Source organism: Bradyrhizobium sp. Leo170, from assembly GCF_004296405.1.
In the GTDB taxonomy this organism is placed as follows: domain Bacteria; phylum Pseudomonadota; class Alphaproteobacteria; order Rhizobiales; family Xanthobacteraceae; genus Bradyrhizobium.
This window is the reverse complement of the sequence record NZ_PSRR01000137.1, coordinates 1-19900: the sequence shown is the minus strand read 5'-3', so window position 1 is coordinate 19900 and position 19900 is coordinate 1. Positions and strand designations below refer to the sequence as shown.

At 64.9% G+C, this 19900-nt stretch carries 18 protein-coding genes; 7 read left to right on the top strand and 11 right to left on the bottom strand.

Features of this window, described 5'->3' with window-relative positions:
- Positions 1-304 (top strand): hypothetical protein (locus CWO89_RS47025; protein ID WP_207234540.1); only part of this gene is annotated, 304 nt, incomplete at its 5' end.
- Between the two features lie 645 nt (positions 305-949).
- Here CWO89_RS47025 and CWO89_RS22385 read toward each other — a convergent pair.
- Complete coding sequence (locus CWO89_RS22385; protein ID WP_130580911.1) at positions 950-1666, bottom strand: Crp/Fnr family transcriptional regulator; 717 nt, start codon at positions 1664-1666, stop codon at positions 950-952.
- Between the two features lie 206 nt (positions 1667-1872).
- On the opposite strand from CWO89_RS22385, the gene CWO89_RS49150 reads away from it, so the two are divergent.
- The 3 genes from CWO89_RS49150 to CWO89_RS22375 all read left to right on the top strand — a co-directional run bounded on the left by CWO89_RS49150 (position 1873) and on the right by CWO89_RS22375 (position 4886).
- On the top strand, positions 1873-2439 hold the full coding sequence (locus tag CWO89_RS49150; RefSeq protein WP_349644896.1) for an NnrS family protein: 567 nt from the start codon (positions 1873-1875) through the stop codon (positions 2437-2439).
- A complete protein-coding gene (locus CWO89_RS49145) occupies positions 2424-3050 on the top strand; it encodes an NnrS family protein (protein WP_349644895.1) in 627 nt (208 codons plus the stop codon). The genes CWO89_RS49150 and CWO89_RS49145 overlap by 16 nt, the downstream gene beginning before the upstream one ends.
- Before the next feature lie 156 nt (positions 3051-3206).
- Positions 3207-4886 (top strand): methyl-accepting chemotaxis protein, encoded by a 1680-nt coding sequence (locus CWO89_RS22375; protein WP_130580910.1) that lies wholly within the window; start codon positions 3207-3209, stop codon positions 4884-4886.
- 104 nt (positions 4887-4990) lie between these two features.
- Here the strand turns inward: CWO89_RS22375 and CWO89_RS22370 are convergent, their stop codons facing one another.
- The 4 genes from CWO89_RS22370 to CWO89_RS22355 all read right to left on the bottom strand — a co-directional run bounded on the left by CWO89_RS22370 (position 4991) and on the right by CWO89_RS22355 (position 10985).
- The gene (locus CWO89_RS22370) at positions 4991-5668 is read right to left on the bottom strand and encodes a class I SAM-dependent methyltransferase (RefSeq protein ID WP_130580909.1); all 678 of its coding nucleotides are present in this window, start codon (positions 5666-5668) and stop codon (positions 4991-4993) included.
- Between the two features lie 385 nt (positions 5669-6053).
- Positions 6054-7430, bottom strand: coding sequence for a sensor histidine kinase (locus tag CWO89_RS22365; RefSeq protein WP_130580908.1), 1377 nt, complete (start codon positions 7428-7430; stop codon positions 6054-6056).
- Complete coding sequence (locus tag CWO89_RS22360; RefSeq protein ID WP_130580907.1) at positions 7427-8101, bottom strand: response regulator transcription factor; 675 nt, start codon at positions 8099-8101, stop codon at positions 7427-7429. The genes CWO89_RS22365 and CWO89_RS22360 overlap by 4 nt, the downstream gene beginning before the upstream one ends.
- Before the next feature lie 76 nt (positions 8102-8177).
- Positions 8178-10985 (bottom strand): cation-translocating P-type ATPase, encoded by a 2808-nt coding sequence (locus CWO89_RS22355; RefSeq protein ID WP_245476432.1) that lies wholly within the window; start codon positions 10983-10985, stop codon positions 8178-8180.
- Between the two features lie 90 nt (positions 10986-11075).
- Here CWO89_RS22355 and CWO89_RS48885 point away from each other — a divergent pair, with 90 nt between their 5' ends.
- Together CWO89_RS48885 and CWO89_RS22350 are read left to right on the top strand one after the other, a co-directional pair.
- On the top strand, positions 11076-11207 hold the full coding sequence (locus CWO89_RS48885; RefSeq protein ID WP_283813547.1) for a hypothetical protein: 132 nt from the start codon (positions 11076-11078) through the stop codon (positions 11205-11207).
- Between the two features lie 13 nt (positions 11208-11220).
- On the top strand, positions 11221-12123 hold the full coding sequence (locus CWO89_RS22350) for a universal stress protein (RefSeq protein WP_130580905.1): 903 nt from the start codon (positions 11221-11223) through the stop codon (positions 12121-12123).
- Between the two features lie 47 nt (positions 12124-12170).
- On the opposite strand, the gene CWO89_RS22345 is transcribed toward CWO89_RS22350, so the two are convergent.
- The 4 genes from CWO89_RS22345 to CWO89_RS22330 form a co-directional block, all read right to left on the bottom strand.
- Positions 12171-13289 carry an ABC-type transport auxiliary lipoprotein family protein gene (locus CWO89_RS22345; protein ID WP_130580904.1) on the bottom strand — a complete coding sequence of 373 codons (1119 nt, stop codon included), beginning with the start codon at positions 13287-13289 and terminating at the stop codon, positions 12171-12173.
- Positions 13290-13302: 13 nt separating this feature from the next.
- Positions 13303-14034 (bottom strand): ABC transporter ATP-binding protein, encoded by a 732-nt coding sequence (locus CWO89_RS22340; RefSeq protein WP_130580903.1) that lies wholly within the window; start codon positions 14032-14034, stop codon positions 13303-13305.
- Between the two features lie 2 nt (positions 14035-14036).
- Positions 14037-15158, bottom strand: a complete 1122-nt coding sequence (locus CWO89_RS22335; RefSeq protein ID WP_463700664.1) for an MlaE family ABC transporter permease — start codon at positions 15156-15158, stop codon at positions 14037-14039.
- A 232-nt stretch (positions 15159-15390) separates the two neighbouring features.
- Positions 15391-16263: an SDR family oxidoreductase gene (locus tag CWO89_RS22330; RefSeq protein ID WP_130580902.1), complete on the bottom strand. Its 873-nt coding sequence runs from the start codon at positions 16261-16263 to the stop codon at positions 15391-15393.
- A gap of 77 nt (positions 16264-16340) precedes the next feature.
- On the opposite strand from CWO89_RS22330, the gene CWO89_RS22325 reads away from it, so the two are divergent.
- The gene (locus CWO89_RS22325; protein WP_245476431.1) at positions 16341-16778 is read left to right on the top strand and encodes a winged helix-turn-helix transcriptional regulator; all 438 of its coding nucleotides are present in this window, start codon (positions 16341-16343) and stop codon (positions 16776-16778) included.
- Between the two features lie 31 nt (positions 16779-16809).
- On the opposite strand, the gene CWO89_RS22320 is transcribed toward CWO89_RS22325, so the two are convergent.
- The gene (locus tag CWO89_RS22320; protein ID WP_165421283.1) at positions 16810-17475 is read right to left on the bottom strand and encodes an energy transducer TonB; all 666 of its coding nucleotides are present in this window, start codon (positions 17473-17475) and stop codon (positions 16810-16812) included.
- 577 nt (positions 17476-18052) lie between these two features.
- A complete protein-coding gene (locus CWO89_RS22315) occupies positions 18053-19789 on the bottom strand; it encodes a chemotaxis protein (RefSeq protein ID WP_130580899.1) in 1737 nt (578 codons plus the stop codon).
- Positions 19790-19900: the final 111 nt, after the last annotated feature.

Below are 19900 nucleotides of genomic sequence, written 5' to 3'. Positions count from 1 at the left end.
CGCGCGAGGGCTGGACAGACTTTTGCTGATTTGCCCGTCGGGTTGTTATGTCGCACCCAAGGCAACCCACATCGTCATTGCGAGCCAACGGGTCGCAATGACGGCGGTGGTTGAGGCGACGCCCGGCTACCCAATTCAATGTGCTGAGGACACCAATTTACGCGGTGAGGAATTAGCGGCCGCCGCGCGCTCTCACGGCACCATGCTGCTGTGGGCCAATTGCTTCGAGACGGGCCGTTCGCTGTGCGGCGAACCCAAGGCGGTCCAGATCGCGGCGGCGAGCGCCAGCGCGGTCAGGATGTAGGGGGCAGCATTCGGGCTTCTGTTTTTCATTCGTCTCATCCGGCGAGTGGGCGAGCGTGTGCCGAACAGATGTTCGCTGCATGAATACTTTGTCGGTATTAGGACGGCGCCCAAACTTAGCCACTAAAAAGTATTTGATTTGGGGTGACGGAATCGTCCATGCGATCACCCCATGACAGATTCATGACACGGGGACCTTGTGTGACTGCCCAACCGCCAAGACTTCACGAAAACAGCAAACGTCGCAAATCGGCCCAGGAAGCGGTGGCCCGTTCGCTCGAGCGCGAACTGGACTTTCTGGCCGAAGAGCGAAAAGAGCGTGCCCAGATGCTCGGATTGGATCCGACCTTGGTCGCGCCGAATCTCAGCAAGCCGGCTGAGTAGCGGACCGCTAGATCATGATTCGATTAGACGGAATTCGGATCATGATCTCATCTCTTTGTTTGAGCATGATCTTTTCGGAAAACCGGTTTCCACTTTTCCGGATCATGCTCTAGATGTCGGGTAGGCCGATCAACCGGCCCACCAGCCGGTTGACGATAGCAAACCGACGGACAACGAGACGGAACCCGCGAATTGCGGGTGGAACGTCGGCGATACAACCACCGGTTCCGCGGTCGCGACGAAGCCGCGCGCCCCGCGTCCGTCAGCCGCCGGATCTTGCGGAGGGAATGCGGCCTTCGGCCAGCGCGAACAATTTGTGCGGATCACGCAGCACGATGCGCTGGCGGCCACCTTCGACGAGGCCCTGCTGCTCCCATGCGCTCAAGATGCGGCTCACCGTATGCAGCGTGGTGCCGGTCATCTCCGCGACGTCCTGGCGGCTGATCGGAAAATCGATCTCGACGCCGGTCTCGATCCTGCGGCCGGCCTGCTTCGCGAGGCGAAGCAACGCATGCGCAACGCGCTGCTCGACCTGCTCGCTCGACATCTCGATGACACGGGCCTGCGTATCCTGCAGCCGGCTGCCGACCGTCTGCAGCGCGCTCGCCGCGAGGCTCGGGAATTTCGCGGTCAGGCGCGGCCACGCCGCTGACGGCCAGCACAGCGCGATGCTCTCGACCGCGGCGACCGCGGTCGCCGGATAATGCTTCAGCGCCAGCGCCTGCGCGACGCCGAAGATCTCGCCCGGCGAGACGTAGCGGACGGCGATCTGCTGTCCCTGCGGCGTGGTCTTCTCGACGCGGAGATGGCCGTGCAACAGCACGAAGAACGAATCGGCCTCCGCACCCTGGTGAAAAACCGCGCTGTCCTTCGGATACCGGACGGAGCGCGCTTCCCGCAGTACTTCGTCGAGCTCGGCGGGGCCAAGCCCGGCGAACAGCGCGACATCGGCCACGACCGATCGGTCCACGGGCGGCATGGTGCTCTCTTCGTACGAAACCAGTGGCGCGGAACCTAGAACCGGAGGCCCCGCGAGGCAACTAGGGGCCGAACCGGAGGGCCGTTGCCCACATTCCTCCGGAACGTTGTCCTGACGCAAATCGCGCAGGGTCTCGGAACGCTAAGGCTCAATACACCCACGCCGAGGCGGGAGAGTAGCAACAAGTCAACGAGCGGATGGCAGCCATGTCGATCCCAAGATTGCGCCAGTATCAGGGCCCGGCCGTGCTCTCCTACGGCTTCCGGCCGTTCTTCCTGCTCGGCTCGGCCTATGCCGGCGCGATGATCCTGATCTGGCTGCCGATGTACGAAGGCCATCTGGCCCTGACCACGGCATTCTCGCCGCGCGACTGGCATGTGCACGAGATGCTGTTCGGCTATGTCAGCGCCGTGATCGGCGGCTTCCTCCTGACCGCCGTGCCGAACTGGACGGGACGACTGCCGCTGCAAGGCAATTCGCTCGCAACGCTGGTCTCGACCTGGATCGCCGGCCGGATCGCGATCTTCCTCTCTGCTTCGATCGGATGGGCGGCCACCGCCGTGATCGATGTCGCGTTCCTCACACTGCTCGCGATGGCGGCGGCGCGCGAGATCGTGGCGGGACGCAAATGGAGCAACCTCCCGGTCGTGGCGATCGTTTCGCTGCTCTCGCTCGCCAATGTGGCCTTCCACATCGAGGCGCATCTCAACGGGCTCGCCGATTATTCGACGCGGTTTGCGATCGCACTGGTGATATCATGCTGGTCACGCTGATCGGCGGCCGCATCGTTCCGAGCTTCACGCGCAACTGGCTCGCACGCCAAACCGCCGGCCAGATGCCGGCGCCGTTCGGCCGCTTCGACAGCATCACGGTCGCGCTCGGCGGCATCGCGCTCTTGGCCTGGGTGGCGACGCCATCGGGCTGGCTTACCACGGCGCTGCTGTTGCCCGCCGGCGTCTTCCATCTGATCCGGCTGGGCCGCTGGGCCGGATACCGGACCCTGTCCGACCGCCTGGTGCTGATCCTGCACCTGGCCTACGCCTTCATACCGATGGGCTTCATCCTGACCGGACTGGCCGCGATCGACCTCGTTCCGGTCGGCGCCGGCATCCACGCCTGGACCGGCGGCGCCATCGGCGGGATGACGCTTGCGGTGATGACCCGCGCCACCCTCGGCCATACCGGCCGCGCGCTGCAGGCTTCCGCAGGCACACAGGTGATCTATGCCGCGATCGTCACTGCCGCGCTCGCGCGCATCTGCGCCTCGCTCGAACCGGCGCACATGATCCCGCTGCTGACGGTGGCGGGCGCCGCCTGGGTAATCGCCTTCATCGGCTTCGTTGCGCTCTACGGCCCCGCATTGTGCTCGCCGCGAAAGGCGTGACGTTTCGACGCGGATTTGCGGTGTTTGAAGAGGTGATCGACTGCAGCCGGAAGGTCCTGCAGCCGTAGCCTATTAGGGGCAATTTCACCAATTCGCATTAATCCTTTCGGAACCATCGGCGGCCGAAGCCGCCGGAAGCTCCAGAAAAGGTGTGCGATGCTCGGCAATCTCAGAATTTCATCCAAGCTGATGATCATGGTCGGGATTTCGGTGCTCGGCATCGTCACTGTGGCCTTTGTCGGCCTGCAGGCGCTGAAGAACAATCTGCTCGAGGATCGCAAGGCCAAGCTGCAGGACCTGGTCCTGCTCGCCAAGCAGACGGTGGAGCAGGACTACCAGGCCGCCAAGAAGGCCGGCCTTTCCGACGCGCAAGTACTCGAACGAAGCAAGACGCTGCTGCGCACGCTGCGCTTCGGCAAGGACGACTATTTCTATGCCCTGGGCAAGCAAGGCGTCGTCGAGTCGCATCCGAATCCGAAGGTCGACGGCAAGAACCTGATGGATACGGCTGACACGGACGGCGTGTTCTACACCCGCCGGCAGGTCGAAATGGCTCCGCAGGGCGGCGGTTTCGTGCAGTACCGCTTTACACGCGTGGCCGGTGGCGAGGCGGTGCCGAAGATCTCCTATGCGACCGAATTCAAACCCTATGGCTGGGCCATTGCCGGTGGCGTCTATCTCGACGACATCGATGCGATCTTCTGGTCGGAGGCGCGCTCGATCGGCTCGATCCTCGCTGTCGCGCTGCTGCTTGTCGCCGGCATGTGCTTCCTGATCGGGCGCAGCATCGTCGGCCCGATCACCGGCATGACCGCCGCCATGCGCAAGATCGCCGACGGCGCGACCGACACCGTGATCCCCGCGCAGGAGCGCCGCGACGAAGTCGGCGCCATGGCGCAGTCGGTGCAGGTGTTCAAGAACAACATGATCGATGCGGCGCGGCTGCGCGGCGAACAGGACGAGATCAAGAAGCAGGCCGAAGCCGAGCGGATCAACCTGCTCGGCAAGATGGCCGACGAATTCGAGAACAGCGTCCGCAGTTCGCTCGATGCGCTGGCGGGCGCCGCGGCCGGTCTGCGCACGACCTCGAACAGCATGTCGGGCGCGGCCTCGGAAGCAAGCCGCCAGGCGACGACGGTTTCCGCCGTCGCCGAACAGGCCTCCGCGAATGTGCAGACCGTGGCCGCGGCGACGGAAGAATTGTCATCCTCGGTCTCCGAGATCGGACGCCAGGTCGCGGAGTCGACCCGCGTCGCCCAGCAGGCGGTGGAAGAGGCCAACCGCACCAATGTGACGGTGCAGGGCCTCTCGGCGGCGGCGCAGAAGATCGGCGACGTGATCAAGCTCATCAGCGATATCGCGAGCCAGACCAATCTGCTGGCGCTGAACGCCACCATCGAGGCGGCGCGCGCCGGCGAGGCCGGGCGCGGCTTTGCCGTGGTGGCGAGCGAAGTCAAATCGCTGGCGAGCCAGACTGCGAAGGCGACCGAGGAGATTTCCGCGCAGGTCGCTGCGATGCAGGGCGCGACGACGGACGCCGTGCAGGCGATCGAAGGCATCGGCGGCACGATCGGCGGGATCAACGAGATCACCACCGTGATCGCGGCGGCGGTCGAGCAGCAGGGTTCGGCCACCAAAGAGATCGCCCGCAACGTGCAGCAAGCCGCGCACGGCACCAGCGCGGTCTCCAGCAATATCGGCGGCGTCACCCGCGCCGCGGGCGAGACTGGCACAGCCGCGGGCAAGGTGCTGGATTCGGCGGAAGAGCTCAACAAGCAGGCGGCGATGCTGCGAAGCAAGGTCGACGGCTTCCTCGCCAATATCCGCGCGGCGTGAGGAATAGAGCAATCGCCGATCAGGTTGAAAGGCAGCCCAGGTGAAGCTGCGCTCCCTCTCCCGCAAGCGGGAGAGGTGAAGATTCAGCCTGATCGGATCATGCTCTAGCCCGGCTCCAGGACTGTTGGCGTATCCACCAATCGCGGGCGCAGCCCGAAATCGTCGAGCTGCGACTGATCCTCGATCGCGCCGGAACGCAGCGCGGACAAGCGGGACGGCGCGCGCCGCACCAGCCGATAGACGGAAGCCGGCGGCAGATTGCTCATGGTGCGGCCGACCAGCGTGGCCTTCAGCCCGAGCCGATCGAGGATCGGCCGCGGGATCGGCGCCCTCGGTCCATAGGTGAACTGATAGAACGCGCCGTTCGGACGCACATAGCGAAACGCGCCGCTTACGATCGACAGCACCTTGCGCGGCGACATCGTGAGCAACGGCAAGCCGCTCACGACCGCGCCGACCGAGCCGTCGTCAGCAAGCTTCACCGTGCCGAGCCGCGCCGCGTCCATCCACAGCACGCGCGCGCCGGGAAAGCGCAATTGCAGGATCTGGACGAATTCGGATCCGTATTCGACGATGGTGAGATCCTGCTGCCGAATTCCCTTCTGCAATAGCTTGTAGGTGAAGACGCCGGTGCCGGCGCCGAGCTCGATGATCGGGCCGGATGACGGCGTGATCTCGCGGGTGATCAGCTCAGCGAGCGCATTGCCGGATGGGGCGACCGCGCCGACCCGGCGCGGGTTGAACAGCCAGGAGAGAAAAAACGATGTGGCATCGTGAGACATGAGTCCATGACCTTGCAATAATAAGCACAGTGTCCCGGCGCCGCGCCGCAAGCCCCAGATGCGATTCGGATCAAGACACGCTCACCATCCACGCTTGGCATTGCGAGAGCATTGCGTGTTGTGAGGAGATGATGTGATCACACGAAAGGCGCCGTAGCCCGGGTGGAGCGTCAGCGTAACCCGGGGCCGGTCGTCGATGTTGATGCAGACGTCCCGGGTTGCGCTTCGCTTCACCCGGGCTACGACCTTGGCATTGCGAGAGGAGATCATGCGGCCACACGAAAGGTGCCGTAGCCCGGGTGGAGCGTCAGCGTAACCCGGGACGGTCGTCGATGTTGATGCAGATGCCCCGGGTTGCGCTTCGCTTCACCCGGGCTACGGATCGTCAGGCCAAAGCGGGGAGCGCGATCGGTGGGAGGGAGATGCGGAAGCAGGCGCCGTGGCCGCTTCGTTCGGTGACGCTCACCTCGCCGCGATGCAGATGGATGATCTCGCGCACAAGGTTGAGGCCGAGGCCCGCGCCGCGGTGCCGCGGCTGCAGGCGGTGGAACGGCTCGAAGATGCGCTCGCGCTCTGAAGCCGGAATGCCGGGGCCCTGATCGCGGACTTCGACCGTCGCCGGCGCGCTCACGGCAACGACGATGGCACCGCGATGACCGCCATGCTGGATCGCATTCTGCACCAGATTGACGACGGCGCGTTCGAGCGCGCCGCGATCGCCCCACACGTCGATGCGCGCGCCCTCATGCTGCAACGAGATCTCATAACCGGCCGCGATCGCGAGCGGCGCGAGATCGGCGATCACCTGTGCGCAGAGACCTGCAAGATCGATGGCGGATGATTGCGCCAGCCGCTGCTCGAGCCGCTGCAGATCGAGCAACTGCTCAGTCAGCGTCGCAAGCCGCGAGACGTCCTCGATCAGGCGCGCCTTCTCGGCGCTTTGCGGCAGGCCTTCCAGGCGCGTGGTGAGGATCGCGATCGGCGTCCGCAATTCGTGCGCGGCGTCGGCGAGGAAGCGGCGGTGCCGCTCATAGCCTTCATCGAGCCGTCCCAAGGCGTCATTGACGGCGGTCACCAGCGGCGCGATCTCGGTGGGGACGGCGCCGACCGGCAGCCTGGCGCCGCGCTTGTCGATGTCGATCTCGCCGGCCTGATGCGCGGCTTCGTCGAGGCCCGCGAGCGCGTTTCGCACCACGAGCGGGGTCGCCACCAACGTCGTCAGCGCCATCAGGGCAAAGCCGGGCAACATCAGCCCGAAGAAAGCCAGCGTGATCTGCAGCAGCGACTGCGCATCCGAGATCCTGATCTCGCTGGTGACGATGATCTGCACCGGGCCTGCTGCGGTCTCGACCACTTTCATCTGCCCGCTGATGTGACGCGAATCATCGCGAGCGCGATCCCAGCTGCGAATTTCGCCATCGATATCGAGCGCGCCGCCGAGACGGGCAAACTCCGGCGGCACCTCTCCCTCGGAGAGCGAACGGCCGGACTTGTCGTGGATCACGAACCACAAACTACGCGTATCGCCGCGCAGCTCCTTCAGCGCCGGGGTCTCGCGCAGGACAAGCGTTCCGTCGGTGCTGCGCGCCACCGCGTCGCGCAGCACGTCGATGCCGCGCCCATCGTCGCGCCGATACACGCAACCGGACGCCCACAGAGTTGCAATGAGCAAGACAACAAAAGCGACGAGCAGCACCGCATGCAGCGGGATCAATCGGCGGATCAGGCGCGACCGCAGTGACGCCGTATTCATGGCCGTCATGATGCCGCCCTCAGGAGATAGCCGACGCCGCGGATGCCGTGGATCTCGACGCCTGCGCCGGCCTCGGTGAGCTTGCGGCGCAGGCGCGAGACATGCGTGTCCAGCGCATTCGACTGCACCTCTTCGTCGAGCGAATAGACGGCGGCCTCGAGTGAAGAGCGCACGACCGTGCGCCCCATCCGCCGCATCAGGGTCTGCAGCACCAGCAATTCGCGGCGCGGCAATTCCAGGAGGCGGCCGTCGACCTCGGCTTCGCAATGGTTCAGATTGAAGCTCAGTCGCCCGAGCCTGACGATATCGGGCTGCAGGTCGGCGGACCGCCGCCACACCGCGCGCAGCCGCGCCAGCAATTCCTCGGCCGCAAACGGCTTGGCCAGATAATCATCGGCGCCGGTGTCGAGGCCGGTGACGCGGTCCGACAATTCGCCCCGCGCCGTCAGCACGATGACCGGGGTCGGGATCGCCTTGGCGCGCAGCTTCGGGATCAGGCTGATGCCGTCGCCATCAGGCAGGTTGCGGTCGAGCAGGATCGCGTCATAGGCGCCCGCCACCATCATTTCCGCGGCCTCCATCAGCGAGGTCACCCGGTCGGCCAGCATGTCGTAGCTTTTCAGGACCGCAGACAAGGCCGACGCCATCTCGTCTTCGTCCTCAACCAGAAGTATTCGCACCACCCTGACCCAGGCAATTCAAGTTGACCTGGTTCCATAGAGCCGCTGGATTGCGGCTACATTGCGTGTTTGCCGGTTATCGGGGCGCAAAAGGCGCGCTCGACAGGCCGCCGATCCCCCGCATCACGGCCTTGCTCAGTTCGCGCAGCCACAATACCGAGCTTGCGACGGCGGCGCAGAACAGCCAGTCGCCGGCACCCAGGCTCACGGTCGAGAACGCTTCCTGGAGGAAGGGCGCATAGACAACCAGCGCGTGCAGCAGGAGCGAAAGCGCCACCGCCGCCCAGAGCCAGCCGTTAGTGAAGAGGCCATGGAATGCGCTGAGCTCGTCGGAACGGGCGTTGAAGACGTTGAAAAGCTGGAACAGCACCAGCGTCGTGAAGGCCATGGTTCGCCCATAGGCGATCGTGCCTGAACCTTCGATCAGGCCGCCCGGAAGCGAGGCGTCCAGCACCAATAGCGTGCCGGCGGCCATAATGATCCCGACCAGGAAAATCCCGCCCCACATTTGGCGCGTCATGACGCCCTCATCGCGCGGGCGCGGCGGACGCAGCATGATGGCCGGGTCCGCCGGGTCGACCGCGACGGCGAGCGCGGGCGCGCCGTCGGTCACCAGGTTGATCCAGAGGATCTGCGTCGCCAGCAGCGGAAGCACGACGACACCGCCGGCGGCAGAAAGTCCGATTGTATCAGCCAGCACGACGCCGAAGAACATCGTCAAGACCTCGCCGATATTCGACGACAGCAGATAGCGCAGGAATTTCCGGATATTGGCGAAGATCGCGCGGCCCTCCTCGACCGCGGCAACGATGGTGGCAAAATTGTCGTCGGCGAGGACCATGTCGGCCGCCTCCTTGGAGACGTCGGTGCCCGTAATCCCCATGGCGACACCAATGTCGGCGGCCTTCAGCGCCGGGGCATCGTTGACCCCGTCCCCGGTCATCGCCACGGTTTCCCCTGCCCGCTGCAGCGCCCGCACGATGCGGAGCTTGTGACTGGGATTGACGCGGGCGTAGACCGAAACCTCCTGCACAATGCGGTCGAGTTCTTCCTCCGTCATGGCCTCTAACTCGGCGCCGGACACCGCGCGCTGGCCTGATGTGATGATGCCGAGCTCGGCGGCGATGATCGCCGCGGTCTTGGGATGATCGCCGGTGATCATGATGGGGCGGATGCCTGCTGCCCGGCTGCGTGCGACCGCATCGCGCGCTTCCTGACGGGGCGGATCGATCATGCCGATCAGGCCGAGAAAGACGAGGTCCTGCTCCACATTCTCATCGAATGCATTACACGACTGCCGATCCGCCGGCAGCGAGCGGAACGCAACGCCAAGCGTCCGTAACGCTTCCGCAGCCAGCGCATCATTGCTCGCCATGATCTCCGACTTACGCGCGTCGGTGAGCGTGACCGCATCTGGTCCGACGAGTTCGTGGGTGCAGCGCGCGAGCAGGACATCGGGCGCGCCCTTGGTCACCGCGATCAGGCGGTCGCGCCGCTCCGCATCCGTATGCACCGTGCTCATCAATTTGCGTTCGGACGAGAACGGAATCTCGCCGATCCGGGCGAAGCGCTGATCGAGCGCGGCGGGCAGCAGGCCGGCCTTGCAAGCGGCCACGATCAATGCGCCTTCGGTCGGATCGCCCTGCACGATCCAGGCGCCATCGCGTTCCTCCAGTATCGCATTGTTGGCGCGTTCGGCCGCCGTCAGCGTGCGCTCAAGCTCAAACTGCAGCGCGCAGTTGTCCGACGCATCGCCGACCAGATGCACGTCTCCCTCCGGCGCATAGCCGGTGCCGGAGAGATTGGTGCAGCCGCTCGCCGTCACGACCCGGCGCACCGTCATCTCGTTCCTGGTCAAGGTGCCGGTCTTGTCGGATGCGATGACGGTCGCCGAACCGAGCGCTTCCACGGCGGCGAGACGACGGATGATGGCATTCTTCTTCGCCATCCGCTGCATGCCGATGGCCAGCACGGCGGTGACCACCGCCGGCAGTCCTTCCGGAACCGCCGCAACGGCCAGCGCCACGCCGAGCAGCAGCACCGCGAAAATCTCGGAGAAGCCGTTGATGTCGCTGACGAGAAAGATCGTGCCGATCATGGCCACTGCAATCAGCACGACCGTGATCGCAAGCATCTTGCCGACGCGCGCGAGCTCTCGCTGCAGCGGCGTGGTCTCCTGCGGCGCCTCGCGCAGCATGCCGGCGATCCGGCCCATCTGGGTCCGCATCCCCGTGGCGGTGACCACCGCGCGGCCATGCCCATAGACCGCGGTGGTCCCACTGAAGAGCATGTTGTGCCGGTCGCCGAGCTCAGCCTCTCCTGCCACCGGCGCGACGAGCTTGCTCACCGGCAGGCTTTCGCCGGTGAGCGCGGCTTCCGCCGTCTGCAGCGCGGCAGACTCGATCAGCCGGGCGTCGGCCGGAATGGTGTCGCCTTCCGCGATGACGATGATGTCGCCCGGCACCAGCTCGGCCGCCGGGATATTGCGCCGCTCGCCATCGCGGACTACGTTGGCGTGCGCGGCGGACATCTCACGCAACGCGGCTGCGGCGCGCTCCGCCCGGGCCTCCTGGATGTAGCCCATGAGCGCGTTGAGCAGCACGATGGCAAGGATCGCGATGGCCTCGTAAGGCAGCGCGGTTTCGTGCTCATTCAGCCAGATCGCGATCGAGATGACCGCCGCCGCGATCAACAGAAGCACCAGCACGTCGGTGAACTGATCGAGGAATTTCAGCCATTCGGGACGCGGTGGCGCCGTATCCAGTTCGTTTCGGCCATCGCGCGCGAGGCGCCGCTCGGCCTCTGCAGCGCTCAGGCCGCGCGCGGCATCCGTATGCAGGGCGGCCACCGTCTCCGCCGCCGTCTGCCGGTGTGCCTCGTGCATCGTCGGATCGGAGGATTTTCTGTGCATGCTGCAATGATACGTTGCGATGACGTTTCCTGGTACCGGGAACCGCGCCTGTCGGGATGATCCATGTCAATCGACACGACGCGATCGACGCTGCAGGATGCAGGCGAACGAAATGTCGCAGTCACGACCGTTGCGGTCTCGCGCCGGAACCCGGACGATCGCATCGCGCCGAGGAAACACGACACGCATGGCTGAAAGGTAACGTCAGATGAGCGAAGCAAGCCCGACGAGAGAGCCGCCGAAATCGATTCTGCTCGCCACGGATCTCAGCCCTCGCTGCGACCGCGCGCTCGATCGCGCCGTGCTGTTGTCGCAGTCATGGCAGGCAAAGCTCGTGATCCTGCACGTTCTCGAAAAACTTCAGGATGCGGATGTCGATCCGACCGTTCCATCGTGGCGACGCCCTCCCGATCCCCTCAGCGTAGCGGCAAAGCAGTTGCTGGCCGATATCGGCCCGCTGGCGAAGATGGCCGATATCGTGATCGATGAAGGCGACCCGGCCGAGGCGATCGTGCGCACCGCAGAAAAGAAAGGATGCGATCTCATCATAACCGGCGTTGCAAGGGACGAGCCGTTCGGGCGACTTTTCCTTGGTACGACGGTCGACCGTCTGCTTCGCAGTTCGCACACACCGATCCTGATCGTGAAGAAAAGGGGACAACGCGCTTACAGCCGCATCGGCGCAGCGATCGACTTTTCCGATTCATCGCGCCATGCGCTCGAAGCCGCGGTCCGCTGCTTCCCCGACCAAACGCTCATGATATTCCACGCATACGAGATGCCGATGAGTGGGTTGGCCCACGATTCCGCGGCCTATCGACGGCAATGTCAGCAGGCTGTCGAACAGGACTACAAAGCCTTCCTGGCGACAGTGGAATGCGGCGAGACGATCAGGCAGCACGCACGTTCGTTCATCGAATTCGGGACGCCGGATGAAGTGCTGCGCCGGGGCGTGCGCGATATGGACATCGACCTTGTCGTGCTCGGCACCGAGGGGCGCGGCGCGCTCTCCGAAATGCTGATCGGAAGCGTCGGCAAACATCTCATGGCCGAACTGCCATGCGACGTCCTGATGGTCAGGGAACCGCCCGCCGCACCAACAGCCGCCTGATCCGCTGTTTGCCGCAACAGGTAGCGGTCAGGTCGGCTCCGCAGGACCTACCTGGATGATTCGTTTTCGTGGGCCGCCGTCCATGGGATCAACTCGCGCGCCAGCGCATCGAAAGCGGTGTTGAAGGCCTTTGCCGCCGGCGCGGGGGCCAGCGTCTCGATCGGCGCTTCCTGCTGGAAGACGCGCGCGGCGCGCAGATGTCCTGATGCATCGAGGAGCTTGGCTGATAGCGCGATCACGGCGTGCGGCTGCGGCGCCGTGACGATCTCGAACTTGCGCATGTCGAGCAGCAGGCGGGACGAGCCTTCCGGCGCAGTGTCGGGCCGGAACGGAGGACGGGCGATGTCGTAGTTCTCAAAACTCTGCAGCAGTTTCGCCTGCACGAGCTGCGGCAGGGCGTCGCTCCATTGCGCGTCGGAAAAATCCTTGTCGTCGTCGCCCGCGAACAGGAAGCGCTGGGTCTGCAGCGCAGTGATCGCCGTCGGCTCGGCAATGGCAAGCGTTCCCTTGAAGGGGCGAATCGGCGCATCGAACCGGCTGGCCGGGCTGAGGTCGAAAGTCGTCTTGCGCGCCGGGGCAGAACCGCCGCCCATGGTCCGATCGAGACCGGCGATGATATTGTCCAGGCGCGGGGTGTTGCGCGCGAGCCCATCGGCAAAGGTGCCGAGGTTGCCGATCGCGTCATGCAGCGGTCCAGAATTTTCGCTGAGCACCGCATCGACCTTGCGCAGCGCATCGCGCGCGGCCTGCGTCATGCTCTGTCCCGCCCCTTTCTCGGCGATCAGCGGCCCCTGCACGCGCGGCGCGTCGATGCGCTCACCACCTTCCAGCGCCACCACGGGGACGCCGGTCAGGCCCTGGAAATCGAGGCCGACCTTGGTGTCGGCGCGAACCGGCGTGCGCTCGAGCACGGCGATGGTGGCGTGGACGTCGCGCGGCCGGTCGGGCACGAATTCGAGCGAGGTGACTTCACCGACGCGGATGCCGTTGAACAGCACCGCGGCGCCCACGAGCAGGCCGGGAACGGGGCCATTGAAGACGACCTGGTAGGTCTCGCGCTTGCCGATGCCGCCGGTGTTGTTGAGCCAGTAGACGAAGCCGAACACGGCGACGATCGCCGCCAGGACGAAGGCGCCGACAACGATAAAGGGTGCGCGCGTTTCCATTGATGTCGTTCCGTTAAGCGTTGAGATGAAGCATTTGCGCTCGCGCGCCGTGGAAATAGGCCCGCACCCACGGATGATCGGATTCCAGCACCGATTTCAGCGGACCGAGCGCGGCGATCTTGCCGTCGGCCAGCGCCGCGACGCGGTCGCAGACCGCATAGAGCGTGTTGAGGTCGTGGGTGACCATGAAGACGGTGAAGCCGAGCGTCCGCTGCAGCGTCTTGATCAGGGAATCGAATTCGCCGGCGGCAATCGGGTCCAGCCCCGAGGTCGGTTCATCCAGGAACAGCAGCGCGGGATCGAGCGCGAGCGCGCGCGCCAGCGCCACGCGCTTGACCATGCCGCCGGAAAGTTCGGAGGGAAACTTGTTGCCATCGTCGACGGTGAGGCCGACCATCTCGAGCTTCGCATTGGCGATCTCGTCCAGCAGCGACGGCGACAGATGCGCGGCCTCGCGCAGCGGGAATTGCACGTTCTGCCGCGCATTCAGCGCCGAGAACAGCGCGCCCTGCTGGAACAGCACGCCACTCTTGCCGCCATTTTCGGCAAGCTCGATGATGCCGCCGCGCTTCGGCAGCAAGCCGATGATCGTGCGCATCAGCACGGATTTGCCGCCGCCGGACGCGCCGACGAGGCCCAGGATTTCGCCCTGACGGACGTCGAGGCTCAGATGGTCGAGCACAATCTTGCGGCCGAAGCCGACGATGAGATCCTGCACGTGGATGGCGATACGTTCTTCGGCCACAGCTACATTCCGATCGAGGCGAAGAACACGGCGAACAGGCCGTCAAGCACGATGACCAGGAAGATCGACTTGACCACGGAGGACGTCGTCTGCTGTCCGAGCGATTCCGCGCTGCCCTTGACGCGAAGCCCCTCGCTCGCGGCGATCAGGCCGATGACCAGCGCCATGAACGGCGCCTTGATCATGCCGACCTCAAAGCTGTTGATCGAGACAGCCTCGTGCAGCCGCGCGATGAAGATCGCCGGACCCATGCCGCCATAGAGCCAGGTGACGAGCCCGCCGCCATAGAGCGCGGCCATCGATCCCAAGAAGGTGAGGATCGGCAGCGCGATCACCAGCGCCAGCACCCGCGGCAGGATCAGGACCTCGACGGGATCGAGGCCCATGGTCGTGAGCGCATCGATCTCCTCGCGCATCTTCATCGAGCCGATCTCGGCGGTGTAGGCGCTGCCCGAACGTCCGGCCACCATGATCGCGACGATCAGGACACCCAGTTCGCGCAGCACCAGGATGCCGACCATGTCGACGACGTACGAATCGGCGCCGAACTTGCGGAAATGGAAAATGCCCTGCTGGGCGATGATGGCGCCGATCAGGAACGTGATCAGCGCCATGATCGGGATCGCGCGCCAGCCGACCTGGCCGAGTTGGTAGACGGTGGAGGTGAAGCGAAACGATCGCGGATGGCGCAGCGTCCGGAACAGTGCGATGCCGACACTGCCGAGCATGTCGAGGAAGACCATGCTCTCGGCAATGACGCCGCGTCCGACCCGCTCGAGCAGGTCGGCGAGCGCGTTGGTGCGCCGCGCGGGCGCCGGCGGCCTGCGGTTCAGTTTCCGAACTTCGCCGATCAATCCGGAATAGCTGGCGGAAAGGCCGGTTATCTCGGCCTCCGTCGTTTGCGCCGGCCCGCCGCGCGCCAATTTCTCGATCAACCAGGCGCCCACCGTGTCCAGCGCGGTGATCCCGCTGAGGTCAATCTTGCGGATGCCATGCGCAAGCCGCGGCTGGATGCCTGCGCACAGCCGCTCCAGAATCTCGACATTGGCAACCGTCCACGCGCCACGCGGATGGAGCGAGCCGACTGCGCCGTCATCCATGGTCAGGTCAGGGGCACTGCTCAAGATGATACCTCCGGAAGTCCGGACGCGACCCTAGCCAGGCCGGCCGGCAATCGTTTGACACAGCGCAATAAAGGCCCCGGCTGGCCCGAACCTTGAGGGCGTGATCATGCCGCAGGGCGATGCGGCAGCATCGTAGCCCGGGTGGAGCAGAACGCGTAACCCGGGGACATCTGCATCAACGTTTGCGAGCGGCCCCGGGTTGCGCTGGCGCTCCACCCGGGCTACGGGCCCTCTATCGCGCGAGCGCTGCTGACACCGATTCGGCTATCGGCGTCGTGGGGCGACCGATGAGCGCGCTCAATTGCCTGGAGTCGTCATAGAGCGCACCATTGGCCGCTTTGGCATCGCTGTCCGCCAAGAGCGCCGCGAAGGCTTCCGGCAAGCCGATCGACACCAGCGCAGCCTTGTAATCGGCCTCCGGCAAATCCTTGTACACGACGGGCTTGCCGGACTGCCTGGCGATCTCGGCGGCATAGTCGGCGAGCGTATAGCCATTGTCGCCGGCAAGCTCGTAGATCTGGCCCGCCTGATCGTCGCGGCTTGCGAGCACGGCCGCCGCAGCCGCGGCATAGTCGGCGCGCGCGGCGAGCGAGAAGCGGCCATCCGCTGCAGAGCCCAGCACAGCGCCGTGCTGGATCGCGGCGGCGACATTGGCGGTGTAGTTCTCGGTGTACCAGCCGTTACGCAGGAATACGAACGGCACGCCGGATGCGCGGATCAGCGCTTCCGTCTTGCGGTGCTCTTCCGCCAGCGCCAGCGGGCTCGTGTCGGCATGGAGGATGCTGGTGTAGGCGAGCAGCTTCACGCCCGCCGCTTTGGCCGCATCGATGACATGGCCGTGTTGGCGGACGCGCTGCCCGATCTCGCTCGAGGAGATCAGAAGCACCTTGTCGGCGCCTGTGAGCGCGGCCTCGACGGCGGCGGGGTCTTCATAATTGGCGGTGCGAAGCTCGACACCGCGCGCCGCCAGGTCTTTGCCGGCGACGGGGTCGCGGACGATGCCAATCGGATGCGCGCCAGGGGCGATCCGCAAGAGCTCGGCGATGACGAGGCGACCCAACTGGCCGGTTGCCCCGGTGATGGCGATACGTTCGGAAATTGTCATGTTCCTCTTCCTGGTCTAAAATCTAGACCAGGCCTAGATACGAGGCCGCCTGGGATCGCGGAAGGAGGCAGTTTTTGGTGACAGGGTTACGCGCAAATAACCTTCGGCCGGCCCATGAGTGCCTGGCGCAGCGCTTCCAGAGCTGGAGCAGCGGCGAGTTCGACCTCGGGCTCTGCCCGGTGCGTGGCATCCTCGATCGTCTCGGCGACAAGTGGACCACCTTGATCGTGATCGTGCTCGCGCAGCGGCCGCATCGCTTCAGCGAGATCCGGCGGTCGATCCCCGACATCTCCAAGCGCATGCTGACGCAGACGCTTCGCGACCTCGAGCGCGACGGCATGATCACGCGCCGCGTGTTCCCGACCAAGCCGCCGAGCGTCGAGTACGGGCTAACGGAGCTCGGCGAATCCCTGCTCGAACCGTTGGCCCAACTCGTCACCTGGGCGGAGAAGAGCCAGCCGAAGATTGCGACGGCGAGATCGGCGTTCGATGCGGCGGAAGCGTCGCGGGGCTAGAGCGTTTTTCGAGCGACTTGCGATGCAGATCTCACGACGGATCGAAGCCGAGCGCGACTTCCACTTTCATGGAATCGGGAAGCGCCGACGGTATCTGCGGCAATGGCTGGGCGCGCCTGATGGTATCGATCGCGGCCTGATCGAGCAGGGGCTGACCGGAGCTGGTCTTGACCCAGGTGCCGAGCAACTTCCCGTCGCGGCCGACCGAGAAGACCGCAAGCACCGTCCCCTGCAGATGCTGCCGTTCGGCGGCGCGCGGATAGCGCTGGAATTTGGCGATATGACGCAACAGGGTTTCCCTGAACTGCAGCATCGCGGCGTTCGGCACGGCATCTGCGGAACGCAGCGGGATCCTGCTCGGAACGGCAGGTTCGGAAGGCGGCGTCTCTTCGGCCGGCAATACCGCCAGCACGTTGCGTGACATGTCGGCCGGCGTCTCAGTCGGAGCCTTGCCCGGGTTCGTTGCGTTCACGGCCGTTGACTGCGACGCCTGGATCACGGGTATCGGCAGCGGATCCGGACGCGGCAAGAGCTGGACCTCGACGATCGCCATCGGCTCGGGCCGCCCGGCGGACCTGTGGAGCTGAAGGTGAAGCCAATATACGCCGCCCACGAAAAGTAACCCGACGATCGCCGGAAACAGCATCAGCCGAAAGCCCTGCCCCACCAGTGAGGCATCCGGATCGTCATCGGTCACGAAGGATTTCATCGCGCAGTGCTTACCGTGACGATCGCGCGCACGGGCTGAGGGGCTTCAGCGCCGACATGCGCCCCCAATAGCGAACCCCGCGCCAGCATCCGGTCATCTCGTTCGTGCCTGTCTTCCGTGAAATCATCCGGCCCGCAAAGCGGCTCGCCAGCGAGGGGCGCGGCTTCGGCCGGAAGCTAGCTCATATAGCCTCTTTGTGACAGAAATCTATTTCTGCGGCGCTGCCGGCGCCATCGTCGATGGCCGGGTTGTCGTGCTCGAGAGCTGGGTAGGTTTTTTCACGTTTCTTCGCCAATGACGTCCTGCGTCATGCCGGCTGGCCGCAGCAACGCGCATGGAGGAGGATTAGGCGTTGGTATCGCCTGATGGGGCGGCAAATTCCGCCGGACCGACGCCAAGCCGATCTCGGCGAAACCATTCCCTCTTAGAGCATTTTCGGTTCTGATTGAATCAGAACCGAAGCTCTAGATTCTTATTTTGACGCGTTTTCTGCGCAGATAAGTCTACGCAATCTGCGTAAACTTGATTGCTGTGCGAACCGGCGTCCACTCCGCTCGAAAACGCCCTAGAACAGCAGCACGCCGTCGTCGTGCACCTCCGGCTCAGGCCGGTGCGGCGTAGATTTTGACATCACGCCGAGGCGCTGCAGGACATCCCGATGGACCTGCCGCTCCCGTTCCATCGTGTACTGCGCGAACAGATCGTCCAGCACCGCCTCATCGCTCGAAGTCAGCGACAGCTTTCCGATCGTTACGCTCGACGCCTCGAGGCGCGAGGCAGCAGCCGGAAGGGACGCGGACGCTTCGCCGAGTGCGGTCATCAGATCGCGGGCACCACCCATCAAGGCCTCGAACTCGGCACCCTCGTGGACGAGCCGGTCCATCAACCGACCGAGCCGCGCGTTGCCGGCCTCGATCTCCTGCAGCGTTTGCAGAATCGACGGCTCGAGCCTGGTCAATTGCGCGGGATTTCCATGAGCGCGCAGCTCCTTGAGATCGCCGGCCGCGCGCTCGATGCGGTCGAGGATCGGCTGCAGCCTGGAAGCACCGGCGGAGACCTGATCCGTGGTCATCTTGAGCTCGTTGGCGATCACGACGAACGCATTGCCCTTGACGCCCAGATGGCCGGCCTTGAGGCTGGCATTCATGCCGATCAGGATGATGTCGACGACGGCCTCGCCAAGGCCCGTGATCGCCAGACGAAACTTGCCGAGCGTATCCTCGACGACGGAGAGGGCAGCATCGACCGATCTGCCCGAACTCTCACAAGTCGCAATCAGCTCCGAGGCCTGCGCCAGCGTTTGCTTGATGACGGCAAGGAACGACGGGGCCTCGCCGTCGTAGCCGCCATATACCGAGCGACCTTGCGCGACCACGCCGGTTGCATCGGCAAGGATGGCATTCAGCGAACGGACGATCGCGCCGATATCATCGCCGAACTCGCGATCCGCATCCTTGAGCTGCGCGGCCTGGAGCTGGCAGACGATTTTGGCTTTCTGCGCGCTGACATCCGCCTCAAGCGCCAGAACGATGCGCGCCGGCATCCCGTTGGCACGCCCCAAGCCGCCGCAGACATGCTCCAGACGTTGCCGCGTGCTGTCGCCCGACTGCAGCGAGATGATCGCGCTGCCGACGGCATCGGCGATCTTCTTCGTGCTCCTGCCCGCGAGCTCGACAAGATGGACGCTCTTGTCCTGCTGCTCGCGCATCCCGGCATAGGCCGAGATCAGGCCGGCGCTCGCCGAGAGAAGCTGCTCCCGATAGAGCTTCTCGAATTCCTTCTGCCGGTTGAGCGCAGTTTCGACCGCTACCGACAGCAGCTTCTGATCGCGCGCACAGCCTTCGATCGAATGCTGGACCGATTGCCCGAGCTCGAATACCTCCTTCGTGAAATCAAGGAAGCTGTCGCGGTCGCCGTCCAGCGACGCCGCCTCGATGCGCGCGCTCCGCGCGATGATGGAAATCATCTGGATGTGCTTGAAGAGCGGCGCGATCTGCGCGGATGCCGCCTCGGCATCCTCGCCGATCCGCCCGAGAAGCGCGCTTTCCGCCGGCAGCGCCTCGGCAAGAGCGTTCAGCCGGCCGGCAATATCCTGAAGCGCCGTCGAGGCGCCTTCGATTTCCGCGCCCGACATTTCGCGCGAGAGCCCGGTGAGCGCGCCCTCCAGCTCCTTGAACAGGGCGTGACCGCGACCGAGATGATTGCCGACCTTGGCAAAACTATCCTCGATGCGGGACGACACCTCCTCGATGGAGGCAACTGCCGCAGTGACCGTGTCGGTCTGGACGTCGGGAGAGATCATTGCATCATTCCGTCAGGGCAGGTTGTCCGGCCTGGTGCCAGAGCATGATCTCGCGCGCGATCTGGTTGAGCGAGACCACCTTCTCCACGGCGCCGTGTGCGATCGCCTCTT